General features: G+C 66.5%; 20 protein-coding genes. 15 read left to right on the top strand and 5 right to left on the bottom strand.

Annotated elements, in window-relative coordinates; translation table 11 throughout:
• Positions 1 to 439: 439 nt before the first annotated feature.
• On the bottom strand, positions 440 to 709 hold the full coding sequence (locus ACYCUK_RS18900; RefSeq protein WP_461596209.1) for a SemiSWEET transporter: 270 nt from the start codon (positions 707 to 709) through the stop codon (positions 440 to 442).
• Between the two features lie 22 nt (positions 710 to 731).
• On the bottom strand, positions 732 to 2,180 hold the full coding sequence (dacB, locus tag ACYCUK_RS18895; RefSeq protein WP_461596208.1) for a D-alanyl-D-alanine carboxypeptidase/D-alanyl-D-alanine endopeptidase: 1,449 nt from the start codon (positions 2,178 to 2,180) through the stop codon (positions 732 to 734).
• 375 nt (positions 2,181 to 2,555) lie between these two features.
• Between dacB and ACYCUK_RS18890 the strand changes: the two genes are divergently transcribed.
• The 8 genes from ACYCUK_RS18890 (at position 2,556) to tldD (ending at position 8,785) form a co-directional block, all read left to right on the top strand.
• Positions 2,556 to 2,798, top strand: a complete 243-nt coding sequence (locus ACYCUK_RS18890; protein WP_461596207.1) for a hypothetical protein — start codon at positions 2,556 to 2,558, stop codon at positions 2,796 to 2,798.
• 134 nt (positions 2,799 to 2,932) lie between these two features.
• Complete coding sequence (locus tag ACYCUK_RS18885; protein WP_461596206.1) at positions 2,933 to 3,082, top strand: hypothetical protein; 150 nt, start codon at positions 2,933 to 2,935, stop codon at positions 3,080 to 3,082.
• Positions 3,083 to 3,190: 108 nt separating this feature from the next.
• Positions 3,191 to 3,955, top strand: a complete 765-nt coding sequence (tsaB, locus tag ACYCUK_RS18880; RefSeq protein WP_461596205.1) for a tRNA (adenosine(37)-N6)-threonylcarbamoyltransferase complex dimerization subunit type 1 TsaB — start codon at positions 3,191 to 3,193, stop codon at positions 3,953 to 3,955.
• 249 nt (positions 3,956 to 4,204) lie between these two features.
• Complete coding sequence (gene rimI, locus ACYCUK_RS18875; RefSeq protein ID WP_461596204.1) at positions 4,205 to 4,723, top strand: ribosomal protein S18-alanine N-acetyltransferase; 519 nt, start codon at positions 4,205 to 4,207, stop codon at positions 4,721 to 4,723.
• A gap of 11 nt (positions 4,724 to 4,734) precedes the next feature.
• A complete protein-coding gene (locus tag ACYCUK_RS18870; protein ID WP_461596203.1) occupies positions 4,735 to 5,700 on the top strand; it encodes a uracil-DNA glycosylase in 966 nt (321 codons plus the stop codon).
• Positions 5,701 to 5,726: 26 nt separating this feature from the next.
• Entirely contained in the window at positions 5,727 to 6,644 is a 918-nt protein-coding gene (pyrF, locus tag ACYCUK_RS18865; protein WP_461596202.1) for an orotidine-5'-phosphate decarboxylase, read from the top strand.
• 13 nt (positions 6,645 to 6,657) lie between these two features.
• Entirely contained in the window at positions 6,658 to 7,164 is a 507-nt protein-coding gene (gene moaC, locus ACYCUK_RS18860; protein WP_461596201.1) for a cyclic pyranopterin monophosphate synthase MoaC, read from the top strand.
• 154 nt (positions 7,165 to 7,318) lie between these two features.
• The gene (tldD, locus tag ACYCUK_RS18855; RefSeq protein WP_461596200.1) at positions 7,319 to 8,785 is read left to right on the top strand and encodes a metalloprotease TldD; all 1,467 of its coding nucleotides are present in this window, start codon (positions 7,319 to 7,321) and stop codon (positions 8,783 to 8,785) included.
• 328 nt (positions 8,786 to 9,113) lie between these two features.
• Here tldD and ACYCUK_RS18850 read toward each other — a convergent pair whose 3' ends face one another.
• Entirely contained in the window at positions 9,114 to 9,917 is an 804-nt protein-coding gene (locus ACYCUK_RS18850) for a PPK2 family polyphosphate kinase (protein WP_371413023.1), read from the bottom strand.
• 443 nt (positions 9,918 to 10,360) lie between these two features.
• On the opposite strand from ACYCUK_RS18850, the gene ACYCUK_RS18845 reads away from it, so the two are divergent.
• A complete protein-coding gene (locus tag ACYCUK_RS18845) occupies positions 10,361 to 11,488 on the top strand; it encodes a 3-deoxy-7-phosphoheptulonate synthase (protein ID WP_461596210.1) in 1,128 nt (375 codons plus the stop codon).
• Positions 11,489 to 11,504: 16 nt separating this feature from the next.
• Complete coding sequence (locus tag ACYCUK_RS18840; protein WP_461596199.1) at positions 11,505 to 11,720, top strand: DUF2970 domain-containing protein; 216 nt, start codon at positions 11,505 to 11,507, stop codon at positions 11,718 to 11,720.
• Between the two features lie 143 nt (positions 11,721 to 11,863).
• Here the strand turns inward: ACYCUK_RS18840 and ACYCUK_RS18835 are convergent, their stop codons facing one another.
• The gene (locus tag ACYCUK_RS18835) at positions 11,864 to 12,841 is read right to left on the bottom strand and encodes a sulfurtransferase (RefSeq protein ID WP_461596198.1); all 978 of its coding nucleotides are present in this window, start codon (positions 12,839 to 12,841) and stop codon (positions 11,864 to 11,866) included.
• A 418-nt stretch (positions 12,842 to 13,259) separates the two neighbouring features.
• Between ACYCUK_RS18835 and ACYCUK_RS18830 the strand changes: the two genes are divergently transcribed.
• Both ACYCUK_RS18830 and ACYCUK_RS18825 read left to right on the top strand, forming a co-directional pair.
• The gene (locus ACYCUK_RS18830; protein ID WP_461596197.1) at positions 13,260 to 13,937 is read left to right on the top strand and encodes a cupin domain-containing protein; all 678 of its coding nucleotides are present in this window, start codon (positions 13,260 to 13,262) and stop codon (positions 13,935 to 13,937) included.
• 91 nt (positions 13,938 to 14,028) lie between these two features.
• A complete protein-coding gene (locus ACYCUK_RS18825) occupies positions 14,029 to 14,919 on the top strand; it encodes a phosphoribosylaminoimidazolesuccinocarboxamide synthase (RefSeq protein ID WP_461596196.1) in 891 nt (296 codons plus the stop codon).
• An 82-nt stretch (positions 14,920 to 15,001) separates the two neighbouring features.
• On the opposite strand, the gene trxA is transcribed toward ACYCUK_RS18825, so the two are convergent.
• Positions 15,002 to 15,889, bottom strand: coding sequence for a thioredoxin (trxA, locus tag ACYCUK_RS18820; protein WP_461596195.1), 888 nt, complete (start codon positions 15,887 to 15,889; stop codon positions 15,002 to 15,004).
• A 190-nt stretch (positions 15,890 to 16,079) separates the two neighbouring features.
• Here trxA and purE point away from each other — a divergent pair, with 190 nt between their 5' ends.
• The 3 genes from purE (at position 16,080) to ACYCUK_RS18805 (ending at position 18,976) form a co-directional block, all read left to right on the top strand.
• Positions 16,080 to 16,562 carry a 5-(carboxyamino)imidazole ribonucleotide mutase gene (gene purE / locus ACYCUK_RS18815; RefSeq protein ID WP_461596194.1) on the top strand — a complete coding sequence of 161 codons (483 nt, stop codon included), beginning with the start codon at positions 16,080 to 16,082 and terminating at the stop codon, positions 16,560 to 16,562.
• A gap of 129 nt (positions 16,563 to 16,691) precedes the next feature.
• On the top strand, positions 16,692 to 17,867 hold the full coding sequence (locus tag ACYCUK_RS18810; RefSeq protein ID WP_461596193.1) for a 5-(carboxyamino)imidazole ribonucleotide synthase: 1,176 nt from the start codon (positions 16,692 to 16,694) through the stop codon (positions 17,865 to 17,867).
• Complete coding sequence (locus ACYCUK_RS18805) at positions 17,867 to 18,976, top strand: L-threonylcarbamoyladenylate synthase (protein ID WP_461596192.1); 1,110 nt, start codon at positions 17,867 to 17,869, stop codon at positions 18,974 to 18,976. Before ACYCUK_RS18810 ends, ACYCUK_RS18805 begins: the two co-directional genes overlap by 1 nt.
• Positions 18,977 to 19,705: the final 729 nt, after the last annotated feature.

Below are 19,705 nucleotides of genomic sequence, written 5' to 3'. Positions count from 1 at the left end.
TGAACGTGCGCAACGAGTGCGCACACGAATATGCTCTAGAGACTCGTTCTGAGAAACTCTAGTTATTAGAATTCTAAAGCAATTTTCATGATGAATAAACCGATAAAACTCTAAATTCAAGCCTTTAACCTGGGAGTGTGATGGAATTTGGGGGGATTCCGTGAGCATCTGCCCGTCGCGCGGCCTGAGGGGGGCGTTGAGACTGCTGCGTCGCAACAATCGGTGGTGGAAGCACGCAGCCTTCAGTCCCATCCGGGCTCATGCATGCGCGGCAGCTCATGGGCGGGCATCGCGGCGGGACCGGTTCGGGGGGTGGGTTCGGCTTTGGGATTGGCTTGACTGCTCAGGCGTTGCGCAAGACTTCGTCCAGCAGCGCCTCGAACTCGCCGTCCTCACCTGCGAGCGGCGCCCAGGCGAGGAACTCCGGCCTCGTCGACGACTACTCGCGCGGGATGTGCACGTAGCGTAGGCGCAGCAGCAGCACACAGGAGGCAAGACTCAAGGTGATGGCATTGGCTGCGATGAGTGGCCAGGAACCCTCGGCGATGCCGTAGATCAGCCAGAGGAACACACCCGTCGCGAACGCCGCATACATGCCGATTGAAATGCCGGAAACGTCGCGCGTGCGCAGGGTCAGCCAGACCTGCGGGATGAAGGAGGCTGTGGTCAAGGCTGCGGCAGTAAAGCCCAACCAGTCGGATAGTTGCATGATGAGGCTGACGGAACCGGACTCAGGCGCTGCGCAGAGCTTCGTCCAGCAGCGCTTTGATCGTACCCCAGCCGCCGGCCGCGCGTGGGTCGTTGATCAGCGCCACCACAGTGGCGCGACGGCCGGTGGTCGGCGATTGCACGTAGCCGGCCAAGCTCAACACATTGCGCAGGCTGCCGGTCTTGGCGTGGATCAGGCCGGCTTCGGGGCGGCCGTCGTAGTGACGCTTGAGCGTGCCGTCCTCTCCCGCCAGCGGCAGCGAGGCGATGAACTCCGGCATCACCGCGGAAGCCCAGGCGGCGCGCAGCAGGCGGTTGATGTCGTCGGCGGAAATGCGGGCGATCCGCGACAGCCCGCAACCGTTGTCCAGTACCAGGCCGGGCATGGCGAGCTGATGCGCATCCAGCCACTGATTGGCAGCTTGCGCGGCCTTGGCGAAGTCGGCTGGCGGCCCATAGGTTTGCAGCGCCAGCGTGAGGAACACCTGCTGCGCCATGACGTTGTTGCTGTACTTGTTGATGTCGCGCACGATCACCGCCAGCGGCTCGGACTCCCAGGCCGTGAGCAGGGTGGCGGTCGGCGGCAGCCGGCCCGACACCACCTGCCCGTTCCAGGCAATGCCCACCTGCGCGAACAAGGCGGCGAGGATGCCCTGGACGAAAGCGTCAGCCGGCATGGGCGCGGCAATGTTCCAGGTCTGCTCCCCGCATTGCGGCGAATACTGCCCTGTGAAGGCGGGAGCCAGCGGCTGCTCGAAGTTGGCGCGCAGGCGGTCTTTCCACGCGCCGCAGGCCACGCCATCGAGCCGCGGGCGCTGCGCCACATGAAAGCCGGCCAGCGGCGGCTCCACCGCAATGCCCACCTGGCCGCGCTGCGGCTCGGGTTGGAAGCTCAGGCGCATGGCGCCGAAGTTCAGCAGGAAGGCGTTGGGGCCGACGTTGTAAGGCGCCAGGGTGTCGCCGTCGAAGGCGGCGCGGTCGTGCGGCGGCAGGTCGAAAGCGCTGCGGTCGATCAGCACATTGCCGTCGATGCGGCGCAGCCCCAGGTCGCGCAGGCGCTGTGCCAGGCTCCACAGGTTGTCGGCCATCAGATGCGGGTCGCCGCTGCCGACAAAGGCCAGGTCGCCCGAGAGCACGCCGCCTTGCAACGGCCCCACGGTGTACACCGGCGTCTTCCAGCGGTAGGCGGGCCCCAGCAGGTTGAGCGCGACATAGGTGGGTACCAGCTTCATCAGCGAAGCCGGGTTCATCGGCTGCGTCGTGTTGAAAGCGAGTCCGGGCTCGGCATGCCCCAGCGGCTGCACGATGAAGCTGCAGGCCGAGGCGGGAATGCGGGCCTGGGCCAGAGCCTGGGAAACTGCCGCGGGCAACCGCTCCCGCGTGAGCACCCGTGCCTGGGCACGAGGCGCGAGCCCCACAGGAACGGCGGCCATGGCCAGGCTGGAGCACAAAAGACGGCGGGTTCGATTCATCGGCGGCAGCGGGTCGGGGGAAATGCGTCGTTGGTGCGCGACAACCATGCCAGCAACGCGGCCAGCGGTTGGCGGGGTGGCAAACAGCCCCAGCGTGGCCATGACGGCGCGGAAATGAGGTTGTCGTGATCTCGGGACAAAAATGAGTCAAAAAATCAGCGGTTTATCCGAGTGATGGAAAACATGTCGTCTCAGCGGGACATTCTTGGCGTCGGATCCCCGGTTTTCGCCCGGACACCTCGGTTTTTGATCCATGTTCAGCGATTAAAGCTTTGATTCTGAAGAAAAAAACAGGTGCTGGCATCGCGATTGCTCAGTCGCTCCATGCGTCAGTTCAATCCTGCGCAACATCGTTCACTCATCAAGGACATTCCAATGCAATCAGCCACACTCATTCGAAGTCAATGGATTCAAACACTTGCCGCCGCCGCACTTCTGGCTTCCCTGGGAGCCGTGCCCGCACATGCACAGACCGCTGGAGCACCGCCAGCGGGTTCGGCTGCGCAGGGCCGCGCTGGGGCACCCTCAAAAGCCACATGTGAGCAGGAGGCCAAGGCCCAGGGCCTTGGCGGCAACCAAGCCAAGACCTTCGTCGAGCAGTGCATGCGCGGCGGCTAACTGATCCCACTTTGAAACCATGACTTCGCCGCACAAGGCCACCGGTGGCCTTGTGCGGCGAAGTCATGCTCGATTCTGAATTCTGAAATGTTGCGAGGGCTTCGAAGCGGCCAGGTCGGCCCCCAACAGGAGAGGTGGCCGGCGCCTTCCATGCTCCGAACCATTCGACCTGCGGCTTGCGACCGAATCAACGCCAGAATCAACATCATCGTATCGGCAAGCAGCAGCAAGCCTTTGGGCAGGTGTTAGCCGGTGGTGGTGAACAGGTTCTGGCCGACGACTAAACTTTGCTGCAGGCGGGGGCTAGGCGCGTGGCAACACGCGGACGGGCGCCAAGCCTGCACCGCTTTCGTCCAACCGCCGCCCACATTCCTGCCCGACTCATTCCCTGCATGTCTTCAGCCCTGCATGTGCTCGCTTTCGACTCCAGCACCGAGTGGCTGTCGGTCGCGCTTCAACTGGGCGACGGCGCAGTGCTCGCCAGCACCGAGCCCGGCGGCGCGCGCGCCTCGCAGCGCCTCTTGCCACTGGTGCAGGAATTGCTGGCCGAGGCCGGCATCCGGTTGTGCGACATTGGGCTGATTGGTTTTGGCGCCGGCCCCGGGGCCTTCACCGGCTTGCGCGCCGCCTGCGCCGCCGCGCAAGGCCTGGCGTTCGGGCTGGACATTCCGGTCGTACCCGTTCACACCCTGCTCGCCGTGGCGGCATCGGCCGAAGGCTCGGCCGCGCAGGCGCCCACCCTTTTGGTGGCGAACGATGCCCGCATGGGCGAACTGTATTGGGCGCTGGCGCAGCAGGGTGCAGACGGCGGCTTGCGCCTGCCCGCCCCGGCGCAAGTCGCATCGCCGCAAGCCGCTGCGCTGGCCTGGGTGCAAGCCTTGGGCGAGGTGCCGCCAGCGGGCTTGCAACTGCTGGGCCATGCCTGGGCCGAGCATGGCGCGGCGCTGGCTGCGGCTCTGCCGGCGGCCTGGCAGAAACAGCTGGGTGCGGCCCAGACCGTGGCGCCCACAGCCGCCGCGGTCGCCCGGCTGGCGCGCGCTGCGCATGTGCGTGGGGAGAGCGTCGCCGCCGCGCAGGCCCTGCCCATTTATGTGCGCAACAAGGTGGCGCTGACCACGGAAGAACGCGAGCGCGCCCGTCGGGTCGAGGCGGCATGAAGCATTGCCGGCAAACGATCATGCGCGGCAATATTTGCGGGTCTGCCCGGGTTGTGGCGTTCGCCTGCGCTGCTTGGGCGGCCGTCAAACGAGAGATTGCCATGAGCCCGCAGAGCCGCCTCAAGGGCGAATGCCCTCCCGGAGGGACGACGCGCAGCGTCAAGGGAGCCCATCCATGAGCCCGCAGAGCCGCCTCAAGGGCGAATGCCCTCCCGGAGGGACGACGCGCAGCGTCGAGGGAACTCAACCATGAGTGCCCAGTTCAACGCGCCGCAGCCTGAGGCTGAGCTGCGCGCCATGACCGAAATGGACTTGCACGCGGTCATGTCCATCGAGCGGCGCGCTTACGAGTTCCCCTGGAGCCGCGGCAACTTTGCCGACTCGCTCAACCCGCGCTATGTGGTGCAGGTTCTGGCGCGGCCGGATGGCGTGGTGCTGGGCTATTTCGTCGCCATGCCGGGGGTGGAGGAAATGCACCTGCTCAATCTCACCGTGGATCCCGCGCTGCACGGCTTGGGGCTGGGCCGGCACCTGCTCGACGCGGTGTTGGTGGCCGCGGCCATGCAGGGTGCGCTCCTGCTATGGCTGGAGGTGCGCCCGAGCAACCACCGCGCCATTCGCCTGTATGAGCGCTACGGTTTCCATGCCGTGGCCAAGCGCCGCAACTATTACCCCGCGCTCGACGTCTACGGCCAGCCGTGCAAGGAAGACGCGCTGGTGATGTCGGCTCAGGTGGACGTGCTGCGCCGTCGCCGTGACCTGGCATGAGGGGGCGCGCCGTGACCCATCCTCTGCTCGATCCGAATCGGCGCGCCGCGTTGCAAGCCCTGGGCTTGCCCGCAGCCTTCGTCCGCCGCAGCCTGTTGAGCGAGGCCGAGGTTGCGGCGCTGCTGCCCCGGCTGCCGGGTGAGCGCCCAGGAGGTTCGCAACAACTGCAAGCCAGGCCAGCCACCCCCGCTGCGCAGCGCACCGAGCAGGCAACGCCGCATCCGTCGGCGCAGGAGAAGACCGACGGACGAGCGCATGGCGCGGAGCATGCGGAGCGCGCCGCGCCGCCATCCAGCGCGTCAGCCCCTACCGTCGCAATGCGGCCACCAGTGGCGCCGGTCCGTGCGCCTCTGGCGTCGCCGGCCCGCCTGCAGCAGATCGCCACGCTCGACCAGGCCGAGCTTGCCGCCTTCACCCATGACTGCCGCGCCTGCAAGCTCGGCGGCCTGCGCCACCAGGCCGTGTTCGGCGTGGGCCACCCCCAGGCGCAGGTGATGGTGGTGGGCGAGGCGCCCGGGGCCGAGGAGGACCGCCAGGGCGAGCCCTTCGTCGGCGCCGCCGGCAAGCTGCTCGACAACATGCTGCGCGCGGTGGGCCTGTCGCGCAGCGGCGACGACCCGGCGCGTACCGTGTTCATCGCCAACGTCATCAAGTGTCGGCCGCCGGGAAACCGCAATCCGGAGGCGGATGAAATCGCACAATGCGAGCCCATTCTGGAGCGCCAGATCACGCTCGTGCGCCCACGCCTGCTGCTGGCGCTGGGCCGCTTCGCCGCGCAGCAGCTCACCGGCAGCACCGAGCCCATCGGCCGCCTGCGCCAGCGGCTGTTTCACCACCAGGGCATACCCGTGGTGGTGAGCTACCACCCCGCTTATTTGCTGCGCACCCCGCTGGACAAGGCCAAGGCCTGGGCAGACCTGTGTTTCGCGCAGGACCAGCTCGCGCTGGCTTTGCAAACGGGCGGCACGGCGGCTTGACATGGCAGCTTCCTAGAATGCCGCGCATGACCTTCATCGACCAGTGGCAAACCGCCAGCCAGCGCAACGCCAGCAGCCTGTGCGTGGGCCTGGACCCGGAGCCCGAGCGCCTGCCCGCGCCGTGGACCCACGACACCACGCGGCTGTTCGATTTCTGCGCCGCCATCGTCGACGCCACGGCCGACCTGGTCTGTGCCTACAAGCCGCAGATCGCGCATTTCGCGGCGGTCGGGGCCGAGACGCAGCTTGAAAAACTCATCAATCACATCCACCGCAACGCCCCTGGCGTGCCGGTGATCCTCGACGCCAAGCGCGGCGACATCGGCTCCACCGCACGGCATTACGCCCGCGAAGCTTTTGAGCGCTACGGCGCCGACGCGCTCACCGTCTCGCCCTTCATGGGCGCGGACTCGCTCGACCCCTATATCGACCACTACCCGGAGCGCGGCCTGTTCGTGCTCTGCCGCACCTCCAACCCCGGCGGCGAAGATTTGCAGGCACTGCAACTCGCGGCCGAGGGTCTGCATCCGCATCTGGCGACCCAAGGAAACGCCGGGCCGCCCCAAGTTTCCTTGGCCCCGTCGGGGGGCGGAAGCGGCGAAGCCGATTCCTGGGGGCATTTGGAGCGGGTTTTCGAGCGCGTTGCACGCCTGGCCACCGGGTCGTGGAACCGCAACGGTCAGATCGGCCTCGTCACCGGCGCCAGCCGGCCCGACGACATCGCGCGCATCCGCGCCATCGCGCCCGACGCGCCGCTGCTCATTCCCGGCATCGGCGCGCAGGGCGGAGACCTGCTCGCCACGGTGCGCGCCGCGCGCCACCGCTTCCTGATCAACGCTTCGCGCAGTGTGCTCTACGCCAGCAGCGGCCCTGACTTCGCCACGGCAGCGCGTGCCGAAGCCGTCCAATTGCGCGCCGCCATCGCCGCAGCCATGGCCGCCTGAGCCGCCAAACGCCATGTCATCCAGCCCCGGTTCTTCGCCCCTCACCCATTTCGACGCCACCGGCCAGGCCCATATGGTGAATGTCGGCGCCAAGCTTGAGACCGCGCGCGTCGCCGTGGCCCGCGGCACCATCCGCATGCAGCCGGCCACGCTGGCGCTGATTCAGTCCGGCAGCGCGAAAAAGGGCGACGTGCTCGGCGTCGCGCGCATCGCCGCCATCATGGCGTCCAAACGCACCGCCGACCTCATTCCGCTGTGCCATCCCATCGCCCTCACGCGCGTCACCGTGGAGTTCGAGGTGGACGCCGCTGCCAGCGCCGTGCACTGCACCGCCCGCGCCGAAACCCAGGGCCGCACCGGGGTGGAGATGGAAGCCCTGACCGCCGTGCAGATCGGCTTGCTCACCATTTATGACATGTGCAAGGCGGCCGACCGTGGCATGGTGATGACCGATGTGCGTCTGCTGGAAAAGCTCGGCGGCAAGAGCGGGCATTGGCAGGCTGACGCCGCGCGGGGTTGACGCCGGCGCCGTGCGCGGCTTGCACCTCGGCGGCCGCGCATGGCTGCATTCCAACGGCAGGTCAGGGTATGGCAGGGCGGTGTCGGGCGGCCGGTGCGCTCCCCGCTGCCCATATGCACCCCGGGGGCATGCGCCGCTTTCTACAATCGGGAGCATGAACACCTTGACCGAACCCACTTTGTTGCGCCTGGACGAAGCCCGCCGCCTGTTGCTGGCGCCATACGGCATCGACGAATCCACCCTGCAGCGCACGCTGGCGCGCGCTTTCGAGCACAAGCTCGACTACGCCGACATCTATCTGCAGTACACCCGCTCGGAGGGCTGGAGCCTGGAAGAGGGGCTGGTCAAGAGCGGCAGCTTCGGCATCGAACAGGGCTTCGGCATTCGCGCCGTGGAGGGCGACAAGACCGCTTTCGCCTATTCCGACGATATTTCCGAAGCGCGATTGATGGAAGCCGCAGGCACCGTGCGCGCCATCGCCCGCCAGGGTCGCGGCCGCGTCAAGCTTGGCGGCGCGGCGCGTCCGGCGACGGGTGGGCAGGCGCTGTACGGCGCCGTCGACCCGCTGGCGGCGCTCGATTCCGCCGCCAAGGTGGCCCTGCTGCAGCGCGCCGACGCCATGGCTCGCGCCAAGGACCCGCGCGTGGCGCAGGTCATGGCCAGTCTGGCCGGCGAGTACGACGTGGTCATGGTGCTGCGCTCCGACGGCATGCTGGCCGCCGACGTGCGCCCGCTGGTGCGTTTCAACCTCTCGGTCATCGCCGAGCAGAATGGCCGGCGCGAAACCGGCTCGGCTGGGGGCGGCGGACGTTTTCCGCTCAGCGAATTCACCGAAGCCAAGGTGCAGGAGCATGTCGACGAAGCCGTGCGCCAGGCCCTGCTCAACCTCGAATCGCGCCCAGCCCCGGCGGGCGCGATGAGCGTGGTGCTGGGCAGCGGCTGGCCCGGCATCTTGTTGCACGAGGCCATCGGCCACGGGCTGGAAGGCGACTTCAACCGCAAGGGTTCCAGCGCCTTCGCCGGCCAGCTCGGCAAGCAAGTGGCGGCCAAGGGCGTGACGGTGCTGGACGACGGCACCCTGGACAACCGCCGCGGCTCGCTGAACATGGACGACGAAGGCAACCCGACCCAGCGCACCGTGTTGATCGAAGACGGCGTGCTGGTGAACTACATGCAAGACAGCCTCAACGCCCGCCTGATGAAGCGCCAGCCCACCGGCAATGCGCGGCGCGAGAGCTACGCGCATGTGCCGATGCCGCGCATGACCAACACCTATATGCTGGCCGGCGACAAATCTCCCGAGGAGATTGTGGCCAGCCTCGACCGTGGCCTGTACGCGGTGAACTTTGGCGGCGGCCAGGTCGACATCACCAGCGGCAAGTTCGTGTTCTCCGCCAGCGAAGCCTGGTGGGTGGAAAACGGCAAGCTGCAATACCCGGTGAAGGGGGCGACGCTGATCGGCAACGGCCCCGACGCGCTCAGCCGCGTCAGTCTCATCGGCTCCGACCTGCGCCTCGACCCCGGCGTCGGCACCTGCGGCAAGGAAGGCCAGAGCGTGCCCGTCGGCGTCGGCCAACCCACACTGCGCATCGATGGCATGACGGTGGGCGGCACGGGCTGAGCGCCGCTGCCAAGGCAGCCGCCCCGTGCGGGCATGGCAAGACCTGCGACTGGCTGTGGGCCCCCAGAAGTCCGCAAGCGGACTCCCCCCGAGGGGGCAAGGAAACTTGGGGCGGCCCGGCGTTTCCTTGTGTGGGCCCCCAGAAGTCCGCAAGCGGACTCCCCCCGAGGGGGCAAGGAAACTTGGGGCAGCCCGGCGTTTCCTTGTGTGGTCCCCCAGAAGTCCGCAAGCGGAATCCCACCGAGGGGCAAGGAAACATGGGGACAGTCTGGCGTTTGCTTGTGATCGCGTCCGCGGATGTGTGAACCAGGCCGGCGTGCGCCAGGGTTCACACCACCTTCAAGCCCTTGAGTTCCGGTTTCGGGTCGGGTTCGCGGATGTCCATGGCCTCGAGCGCTTGCACCACCAGCCGCGCCACCAGCAGGTTGCGGATGGGTTTGCGGTCTGCCGGGACGATGAACCAGGGGGCATGCCGGGCGTTGCTGCGTCGCAAAGCGGCCTCGTAGGCGTCCTGGTAACGGCGCCACAATTTGCGCTCGGAGAGGTCGGAAGGGTCGAACTTCCAGTGCTTGGCCGGGTTGTCGATGCGTTCCTGCAGGCGTTCGCGTTGTTCCTCGTGGCCGATGTGCAGGAAGCACTTGACGATGGTCGTGCCGTTCTCCGCCAGCATGCGCTCGAAGTCGGCAATCTGCGCCAGGCGCCGATCGAATTCGGTGGCGTCGATTTGCTCGTGCACCAGATTGATCACCGGGTCTTCGTAATGGCTGCGGTTGAACACGCCGATGCAGCCACGCGGCGGCACCTGCGCGTGCACCCGCCAGAGATAGTCGTGCCGCTGTTCGAGCGGCGTGGGAAAGCTGAATGACGCCGCGCGCATGCCCAGCGGGTTGACGCCCGTGAACACGGCCTTGGTCGTACTGTCCTTGCCGGCCGAGTCCATGCCTTGAAGCACCACCAGCAGCGCACGGTCCTTGCGGGTGAACATGCGGTCTTGCAGTTCGCCAATGTGGTTGCGCAGCTGCGCAAGTTCTGCCTCGACGCCGTTCTTGCCGCTGTATTCCGGCAGGTCGATGGCGGTGTCGCGCTTGTCCAGTTTGGGCGCATCACCCGCGGCAAAGCCGAGATCTTTCATCTCTTTCATCTCTTTGAGTTGGCTCATCCTGGTTCCTTCCTGCCGTTGTGCATGGATGGTAGGTGCGCCACGGTGGCGCTGTGGGGCGCATTGCTTTGCAGCTGCCAGAGGATGATGCCGCCGAGCCCGCGTTGCAATTCAGCCAAGCCCCGGCTTGCAGCCACGGCGCGAACGCGGCTACACTCAGGGCACTGATTGCTCCGACCTGCCATGTTCAATTCCGGTTTTTACTTTTATTTCTGGTTCTCGCACCGTGCCGGCGGAGGGAGAGGGCAGCGTTCAGCCTGAATCGATCAAATCCCCAAGAAACCGCCGGCTCAACCCGGCGGTTTTTTTTCGCCGGGCCGGCAAGGAACCCAGCCATGTTCGACGACCGCTCCAATTCCCCCATCCTGCAGCAGACGCAGCAGCCCAAGCATTCCACTCAGCCAGGAGAAAGCTCCATGCCCCCGAAGTCGACAGCCCCGATGCCCGAGTGGCGCGCCGCCCCGTCCGAGAAGACCTCAGCCACCGACGATGAACGCATCAAGGATGTCATGCCGCTGCCACCGCCCGAACATCTCATCCGCTTTTTCCCGATTGCCGGCACACCGGTCGAGCGGCTGATTCAGGACACGCGCAAGGCGGTGCATCGCATCGTGCAGGGCGACGATGACCGCTTGCTGCTCATCATCGGCCCCTGTTCCATCCACGACCCCAGGGCCGCGCGCGAATACGCCGAACGCCTGGCGCATGAGCGCCGCCGCCATGCGGGTGAGCTTGAAATCGTCATGCGGGTGTATTTCGAGAAGCCGCGCACCACGGTGGGCTGGAAGGGGCTGATCAACGACCCCTACCTGGACCAGAGTTTCCGCATCGACGAAGGTTTGCGCATGGCGCGAGAACTGCTCATCGACATCAACCGCATGGGCGTGCCGGCCGGCAGCGAATTTCTCGACGTGATCTCGCCGCAATACATCGGCGACCTCATCTCCTGGGGCGCCATTGGCGCACGCACCACCGAAAGCCAGGTGCACCGCGAACTGGCCTCGGGGCTGTCGGCGCCCATCGGTTTCAAGAACGGCACCGACGGCAATCTGCGCATCGCCATCGATGCCATTCAGGCGGCACGCCGGCCGCATTCGTTTCTCTCGGTGCACAAGAGCGGCCAGGTGGCCATCGTCCAAACCCGCGGCAACAAGGACACCCACGTCATCCTGCGTGGCGGCAAGACGCCGAACTACGACGCCGCCAGCGTGCGCGAAGCCTGCGAGCAACTGGAGGCGGCGAAGGTGGAATGCCGTTTGATGATCGATTGCTCGCACGCCAACAGCGACAAGAAACCCGAGCGCCAGCTTGATGTGGCGCAGAACATCGCCGCGCAACTTGCGGCTGGCGAGCGCTGCATTTTCGGCGTCATGGCCGAAAGCCATCTGGTCGGCGGGGCCCAGAAATTCACTCCCGGCAAGGATGAGGCCGGCAGCCTGACCTACGGCCAGAGCATCACCGACGGTTGCCTGCCGTGGGACGAATCGGCGCAACTCATGAACACCTTGGCCGCTGGCGTCAAGGCCCGGCGCAAGCACAAGTAGGCGCACATCAGTGCGAATGCGTGTTCAAGTCGGCGCGATGGAACCCAAGGCCCCAAAGCCAGCGGCATCCTTCCGGCGCGGCACCTTGCGGGCGCTGGGCGCGGTGGCCGCCGCGATGGTGGGTTTGCGACGGCGGCAGGACCGGGAGCGCGACTTCGCCACGCTGAAGCTGCGGCATGTGGCGGTGGCCGGCGTCATCGTCGCGGTGGTCATCGTCTCGTCACCCTGCTGATCGTGCTGGTGAAGCGCATCGCTGCCTGGATCACCGCGAAATTGTCCCAGCGCAGCCCGTAAAAAACCCCGCACGAGGCGGGGCGAAGATCTTCACTCGGAAAGCCGAGGTCGACGGGCCCGAGGCCCGTCTTGTGCGGATCTTCAGCCCGGCAGGCCGACCGTGGGGTTGCCCAGATTGGTCCACTCGTTCATCGAGCCCGCGTAGAGCTTCGAGTTCTTGTTGCCCATGATTTCGTGCACCACGAACCAGGCGCCTGAAGCCAGGTGCCCGGTGTTGCAGTAGGTGGTGGTGGGCGCGTTGTCGCTGATGTTGGTGTCGTGGAAAATTTTCTTGTAGTCGGCGGCGCTCATGAACATGGCGGCGCCATGGTCATCCTTCACGATGGCATCGATCGGGAAGGACTTGGCACCGGCGAGGTGGCCGGCGGTCTTGTTGATCGGCTTCTTGGCGATGCCGAGGAATTGCGCGGTCGGGCGGGCGTCGATGTACTGCTCGGAGCCGGTCTTCAGGCCTTCCTTGACCTCCTGCGTCGTGGCCAGCAGCGCCTTGTCTTCGCCGGTGGCCTTCCAGTCACCCTTGGCGGTGGGTGCGGGCTTGGTGCTCACCGGGTAACCGGCGTTCAGCCAGGCGTTGGTACCGCCGTTGAGAATGGCGATCTGGCCGTGTGGCACGCCAAAGTAGCGCATTTGGAAGTACAGGCGGGTGCCACGGTCCATCGCGAACACGGCATTGCCGGTAGGCACGATGACGATGGGCTTGCCGCTGTTCACGCCGGCGTCGTCCATCACCTTGGTGAAGTACTCGGCGGTGGGCATCATGGCCTTGAGCTTGACGCCGTCCACCGTGCGGGTTTCACGGATGTCGTTGAAGTTCACCAGCACGGCGCCAGCAATGTGGCCGCCGGATTTCTTGACCATGTGGTTGGCCATCACGGGCTGTTCGGCGAACGACTTGAGACTGCCGCCACCACGAATGTCCACCACCGTCACATCGTTCAGATGCGCCTTGAGCCATTGCGGTGTCACCAGCGGACCGGGCACATCCATGGCCATGGCGCCTTGTGCGGCGGCCATGCCCAGACCCAGAACGGTGGCGCTCATCAGATATTTCATTTTCATGTCAACTCCTCCTCGGTTTAAATCGATCAGACTGCATCCAAATTTGCAGATTCATGCGTCGGCTCGTGTCTAGCATCCTTGCCGACCTCTTTTTCCCGCAGCGCTTCGCCTCGGCAGGCCACGTGAAACGGTTCATGGCGCCTGGCTTGCCCCGTCGCTCATCGGGGTGTGAACTGCAGCCGGCCACCACTGGATTCGGGGCGGCACGACAAGAAGCTGCTGGGCAGTTGTCGCGCCTGACCATGTCAACGAGGAGAGCGATTCATGGCTGTCCTGCAATCTAGTAGATACTGTACCGAGTAAATGTAGCCACCTTGTATCGACTGTGTCCAAGCGTTTCACCTGGCCTCGGTGTTTATGCGGAGCGGCATAACCCTAGGGCTGCAAGGCACGCATCCCCCCTTTTACATTCCCCTGCATGAACGCGACGCTGAAGTTGAACTTCGCACATCAGGCCAGCGCACAGACCGCGGCAATGCCGTGGACGCCTTCACCGGCTGCTGGCGTCTGGCGCAAACCGCTGGAGCGCGAGCAGCGCGAAAGCGGCCGCGCCACCTCGGTGGTGCGCTATGTGCCGGGCGCATCGTTTGCCACGCACGCTCATCCCATGGGCGAAGAGTTCTTGGTCCTGAGCGGCGTGTTCGAGGACCAGCATGGCCGCTACCCGACGGGTACTTATGTGCGCAACCCACCGGGCTCCAGCCATGCCCCGCGCAGCCCTCAAGGCTGCGAGCTGTTCGTCAAACTCGCCCATTTCGACCCGGATGATCTGCAGCGCGTGGTGATCGACACCACGGCGCAGGCCTGGCGGCCCGGGCTGGTGAAAGGCCTGCAAGTGATGCCGCTGGCCGAGTTCGGCGGCGAGCACACGGCGCTGGTACGTTGGGCGCCGAATACTTTTTTCAACCCGCACCGGCATTGGGGTGGCGAAGAGATTTTCGTCATCGACGGCGTGTTCTCCGACGAGCATGGCCACTATCCCGCCGGCTCCTGGTTGCGCAGCCCGCACCTGAGCCAGCATCAGCCCTTCAGCCGCGAAGGCTGCACCATCCTGGTGAAGGTCGGGCATCTGCCCGCGACGGCCGTCACCGCGTGATGGGGTGCCGCATGACGTGCGCCGCAAGCCTCAAGCGGCCGATGGCGACGCCTACAATTCCGGGCGTTCCCAAGCCTACCCCCCCAGCCGCATGACTCACGCCCTGCTCACGACCTCCATCACTTCTCTGCCCTTGCTCTCGCGTGGCAAGGTGCGCGACAACTACGCCGTGGACGACGACCTCATGCTGATGGTGGCAAGCGACCGCATCTCGGCCTTCGACGTGGTGATGGACCAGGGCATTCCGGGCAAAGGGGAAATGCTCACGCGCATTTCCTGCTTCTGGTTCGAGTTGCTGGAAGATGTGGTGCCCAACCATCTCACCGGCATCGACCCCGAGAGCGTGGTGGCCGAGCACGAGCGTGAGCAGGTGCGGGGGCGCGGCCTGGTCGTCAAGCGTCTCAAGCCACTGCCGGTCGAGGCCGTGGTACGTGGTTACCTGGCCGGCTCGGGTTGGAAGGACTACCAGGCCAGCGGCAAGGTCTGCGGGGTGGATTTGCCCGATGGCTTGCAGCAGGCAGCCCGCTTGCCGCACCCCATTTTCACGCCCGCCACCAAGGCCGCACTCGGCGAGCACGACGAGAACATCGCCTTCGGCCAGATGGTGCGACTCATCGGTGTGGAACTCGCCGGCCAGGTGCGCGACGTCAGCCTGGAGATATACAGCCGCGCGGCGGCCCACGCCAAGGCGCGCGGCATCATTTTGGCCGACACCAAGTTCGAGTTCGGCCTGGACAAGCAGGGCCGCCTGGTGTGGATGGACGAAGCGCTCACGCCCGACTCCTCCCGCTTCTGGCCAGCCGACCAGTGGCGCGAGGGCATCTCGCCGCCGAGCTTCGACAAGCAATTCCTGCGCGACTGGCTGGAAACCGTGCCCGGCTGGACCAAGCAGCCGCCCCCGCCCACCCTGCCGCCCAAGGTGCTGGACGGCACCGCGGCCAAATACCGCGAGGCGCTGGAGCGCATCACCGGGCCGGCTTGAGCCGACGGCTCAAGCACCATGTTCCGAAAGCCGAGGGCCCGCACGCAGCGGGCCCTCGGCTTTCGGGTTTCTGGCTCTCGCCTCAGCTCAAGACCACCATGCTCAGGCGGCGGCGGTAGCTTTCCACCGTGGGGTCGGTGGCGGGCGCCTGGCCTTCCGCCGGCTTGACCACCGGCGGCGCGATCAGTTCGAGGATGGCGACATAAGCCTTGCGCGCGGCATCCTCGTTCCAGCTCTTGTCGCGCATCAGGATGTCGAGCAGTTCGTCCATCGCCTCGGTCCAGCGCTGCCCCGCCATGTGGTGTTGGGCCAGGGCGAAGCGGGCGGCGAAGTCGCGCTTGTTCGTGGCGATTGCCGCTTGCAGCGTGGCGATGTCGGCAGCCGCTGCCGCGGCGTCGATGGCGTCCAGCCAGTGCTTCAGCGCACTCGCCAGGCGGTCGAGGGCCACCTTGCCGGCCAGCGGCTCGAAGGCGCGGCGCGCGTCGTCCAGGCGGCCCTCCTGCAGCAGCAGCTTGACATACTCGCCGCGCGCCGCGTCGTTCGCGGGGTTGGTGGCCAGCGCTTGTTGCAATTGCTCCAACCCGGAGACGGGCGCGGCGTCTGCCATGGCATCCGTCGCCTCGTGAGCGTCATCCTGGTCCGTGGAGGCAGGCACATGCTTGTCGAGGAACTCACGAATCTGCCCTTCGGGCAGAGCGCCGACAAAGCCGTCCACCGGCTGGCCGTCCTTCATCAGCACCACCATCGGAATGCTGCGCACGCCGAAAGCCTGGGCCAGCTCCTGCTCTTCCTCGGTGTTGACCTTCACCAGTTTGAAGCGGCCGTCGTAACTGGTTTCCAGCTTTTCCAGCACCGGGCCCAGGCTGCGGCAAGGGCCGCACCACGGTGCCCACAGGTCCACCAGAACGGGCATGGTCTTCGAGGTTTCGACCACCTCGGTTTCGAAATTGGCTAGGTTTGCGTCGATCATGATGAGTTCTCCAAAACGCATAGATGGGGGCGCCACGGCCGATTTCCAGGGCACACCGCATGGCAGGACGTGGGGGCTTGCAGGGCGCGCCTGAGCGTCAGCCGCAAGCATACCGGCCCCCGTAAAATGGGCGGTTTTCGGAGCAAGCCGGAACAGCTCCGCATCAACAAGCAACACGAAAGAAAACGGCATGGTCTTGATCGGTGTGGTGATGGGTTCGAGTTCCGACTGGGACGTGATGCGGCATGCGGCCGAGATGCTGGCACGCTTCGACGTGGCGCACGAGGCCCGCGTGGTCTCGGCCCACCGCATGCCCGACGCCTTGTTCGCCTACGCCGAGGCCGCACGCGGCCGCGGCCTGGCGGCCATCATCGCCGGCGCCGGCGGCGCGGCCCATTTGCCCGGCATGCTGGCGGCCAAGACCACCGTGCCGGTGCTGGGCGTGCCCGTGCCCAGCAAGTATTTGCGCGGTGAAGACTCGCTCCTGTCCATCGTGCAGATGCCCAAGGGCATTCCGGTGGCAACCTTCGCCATCGGCGAGGCCGGGGCGGCCAATGCCGCGCTGTTCGCGCTGGCCATGCTGGCGGCGCACGACGCCGCGCTGCAGGCCCGGCTCGACGCCTTTCGCGCCGGGCAAACCGCACAGGCCGAGGCCATGCGTGTCGGGCTTTGATGGCGCCAGCGCCTGCTGTGCCGGCGGTCTCGTTGGCTTGTTCGGCGTTGTTCCGCGCCAAGCCCCGCGTGCGCTTTGCCAGAGCGTACGCGCCAGCTTTTCTCACACCACTTTTGAGCTGATGCCCGCATGACAGTCCATCCCACAGACTTCATCGCCCCCGGCGCGACCCTGGGCGTGCTCGGCGGTGGCCAGCTCGGACGCATGTTCGCGCAGGCGGCGCAAGCCGCTGGTTACGCCGTGGCGGTGCTGGAACCCGACGCGCACGCGCCGGCCGCCCAGGTCACGCCGAACCATGTCCGCGCGTCTTACGACGATGCCGACGCCTTGCACCAACTCGCGCGCAACACGGCGGCCGTGACCATCGAGTTCGAGAACGTTCCGGCCGCGACGCTCGACTGGCTGGACGCGCATGTGCAACTCGCGCCGCACGCGCCTGCCGTGGCCGTGTGCCAGGACCGCACCGCCGAGAAGGCTCTGTTCACGCGCCTGGGTGTGGCCTGCGCGCCGCATGCTGTCATCGCCAGCGAGGCCGATGCGCGCACCGTGCACATCGAATCGCTGCTGCCCGGGATTCTGAAAACCGCGCGCCTGGGCTATGACGGCAAGGGCCAGATGACGGTGGCCAGCGCTGCCGATCTGCCTGCTGCCTGGCGTGCCCTCGGCGGCGTGACTTGCGTGCTGGAGCGCAAGCTCGACCTGCGCCAGGAGCTGTCCGTCATCCTGGCCCGTGGGCGGGATGGCCAGATCGTCCACCTGCCGCCGCAGCAGAACCTGCACCGCGACGGCATTCTGTTCGCCAGCTTCGCACCGCCTTCCGCCTTGGACTCTGCCCTGGCGCAACGCGCGGTGCAGGCTGCCCAGGCCATCGCCCGGGGGCTGGACTACGTGGGCGTGTTGTGCGTGGAATTTTTCGTGCTCGGCGACGGCAGCCTGGTGGCCAACGAAGTGGCGCCGCGCCCGCACAACTCCGGCCATCACACGCTGGACTCTTGCGACGTCTCGCAATTCGACCTGCAAGTGCGCGCCCTCGTCGGCGCCCCATTGGTCGCGCCGCGCCAGCACAGCCCCGCCGTCATGCTCAACTTGCTGGGCGATGTTTGGTTCGACCCCTCCGGCCAGCAGCGCGAGCCTGACTGGGCCGGTGTGCTGGCCCTGCCCGGCGCGCACCTGCATCTCTATGGCAAACGCGAGCCGCGCCGCGCCCGCAAGATGGGCCACCTCACCTTCACCGCAGCCACAGCGGCACAAGCCGCCCAGGCCGCACTGCAGGCTTGCAGCGTGCTCGGGCTGGAGCCCTTCTGATGCAACCCCAAGGCCGTGGGCCACGGCGGGTCACGCAGACCAGCGTTCATCCCCGCGAGATCGTCCAGGCCGCAGGCTTGCTCGAAGCCGGAGAACTCGTCGGCCTGCCCACCGAGACGGTGTACGGCCTGGCCGCAGACGCCGCCAACCCGCAGGCCGTGGCGAAGATCTACGCCGCCAAGGGCCGACCGGCGAATCATCCCGTCATCGTCCACCTGCACCGCGGCGCCGACCCCTTGCGCTGGGCGGCCGAACTGCCCGATGCGGCCCGCAAGCTCATCGCCGCCTTCTGGCCCGGCCCGCTGACGCTGGTGCTGCCGCGGCGCGCCGGCGTCGCCGAGGCCTGCGCCGGCGGGCAAGACACCATTGCCCTGCGCTGCCCCGACCACCCCGTGGCCCAGGCCGTGCTGGCTTTGTTTCAAGGCGGGCAGGGCGGCTTGGCCGCGCCTTCGGCCAACCGTTTCGGCCGCATCAGCCCCACGACCGCGGCCCATGTGCGTGCCGAATTGGGCGCGGCCGTGGTCCTGGTGCTCGACGGCGGTCCCTGTGCCGTGGGCATCGAAAGCACCATCGTCGACTGCACCCGCCTGCAAGCCATGGACGGCTTGCCACGCATCCTGCGCCCAGGCGGCGTGGATGCGCAGGCCATCGCGGCCGTGCTGGGCTGCACAGAGCAAAGCCTGTTGGCCTTGCCTGACCTGTACCTGGACGCTCGACTGCAACCCCAGCGCGCGGGGATGGCACCGGGTATGGCTATGCACGCAACTGAAGCAGCGCCGGAGGCCCCGCGCGTGCCCGGCGCCCTGGCTTCGCACTACGCCCCGGTCACCCCCTTGCGCTTGTTGCAAGCCGATGCGCTCGACACCGCCTGGCCGAGTGCGCAGCGCATTGGGGTGCTGGCGCCGCGGGGCGCACCGGGCGCCAATTCCCAATCACGCTGGCTGGCCATGCCGGCCGATGCTCAGGCTTACGCCCAGGCGCTTTACGCGGCATTGCGGGAACTGGACGCCGCCGGGCTCAAGGCCATCTGGGCGCAGGCAGTGCCTGCCAATGCCAGCTGGGACGCGGTACGCGACCGCCTGCAACGGGCCGCAGCCGACAAGCGCTGAGGATTTCGCGCGACGCAACGGCGTTTTTCAGCATCGCGCACGCTCCATCCGGCCCAGCAGGCGAGCGGCGCCTCAGTCGATGCGCAGCCGTCGCCATCGCCCCGGGGCCAGCCATCTTGCTCATCCATGGCGGTGAAGCATTGGGCCGGCCTGATATCTTGCCCGGGGACGCAAGCCAGCGGATTTCCGCGCTTGTGCCAATTTGTTACACGACTGGCGGATTTTCGCAACCCGGGGTTTTCTCACTTGCCACTCTTCGCCACTTCGCTTAATCTAAACGAACGGTCGTGCTTTTACCGTGACAGGGCTGCCAGGCTGAACTTGAGCTGCAGCCGATTGACCACAACATTCTGGAGACATAGGCATGCGTTATCCCATTTGGACTGCGCTGGCATTGGCCAGCGCATTGGCTCTTGCAGGTTGCGGTGGAGGCGGCAGCTCCAGCGCCCCGACCTTATCGACCGTCAGCAGCGTCAACGCGTCAAGCAAGGCTCCGGCAGCGGCGCCTGCGGGTGGGTTCAAGGCCGTCGTGGCGTTTGGCGACAGCTTGTCTGACGATGGGGCCTATACCCTTGCGGCAGTCAGTACCTACGGGGCTCAAGTGCAATACTGTTCAGATACGTAACACCGGCACTGGCTCATGCCTCTGATGCAGTTTCTCTCCGCGGTGGCGGACGTTGTAGTTGCTCATCTTGCGCTTGACGCCGCGCGGGTTGAGGCGCCCTCGGC

It is taken from the genome of Thiomonas sp., from assembly GCF_054608695.1.
The sequence above is the reverse complement of the archived record's forward strand: the minus strand, read 5'-3'. Positions and strand labels throughout refer to the sequence as shown.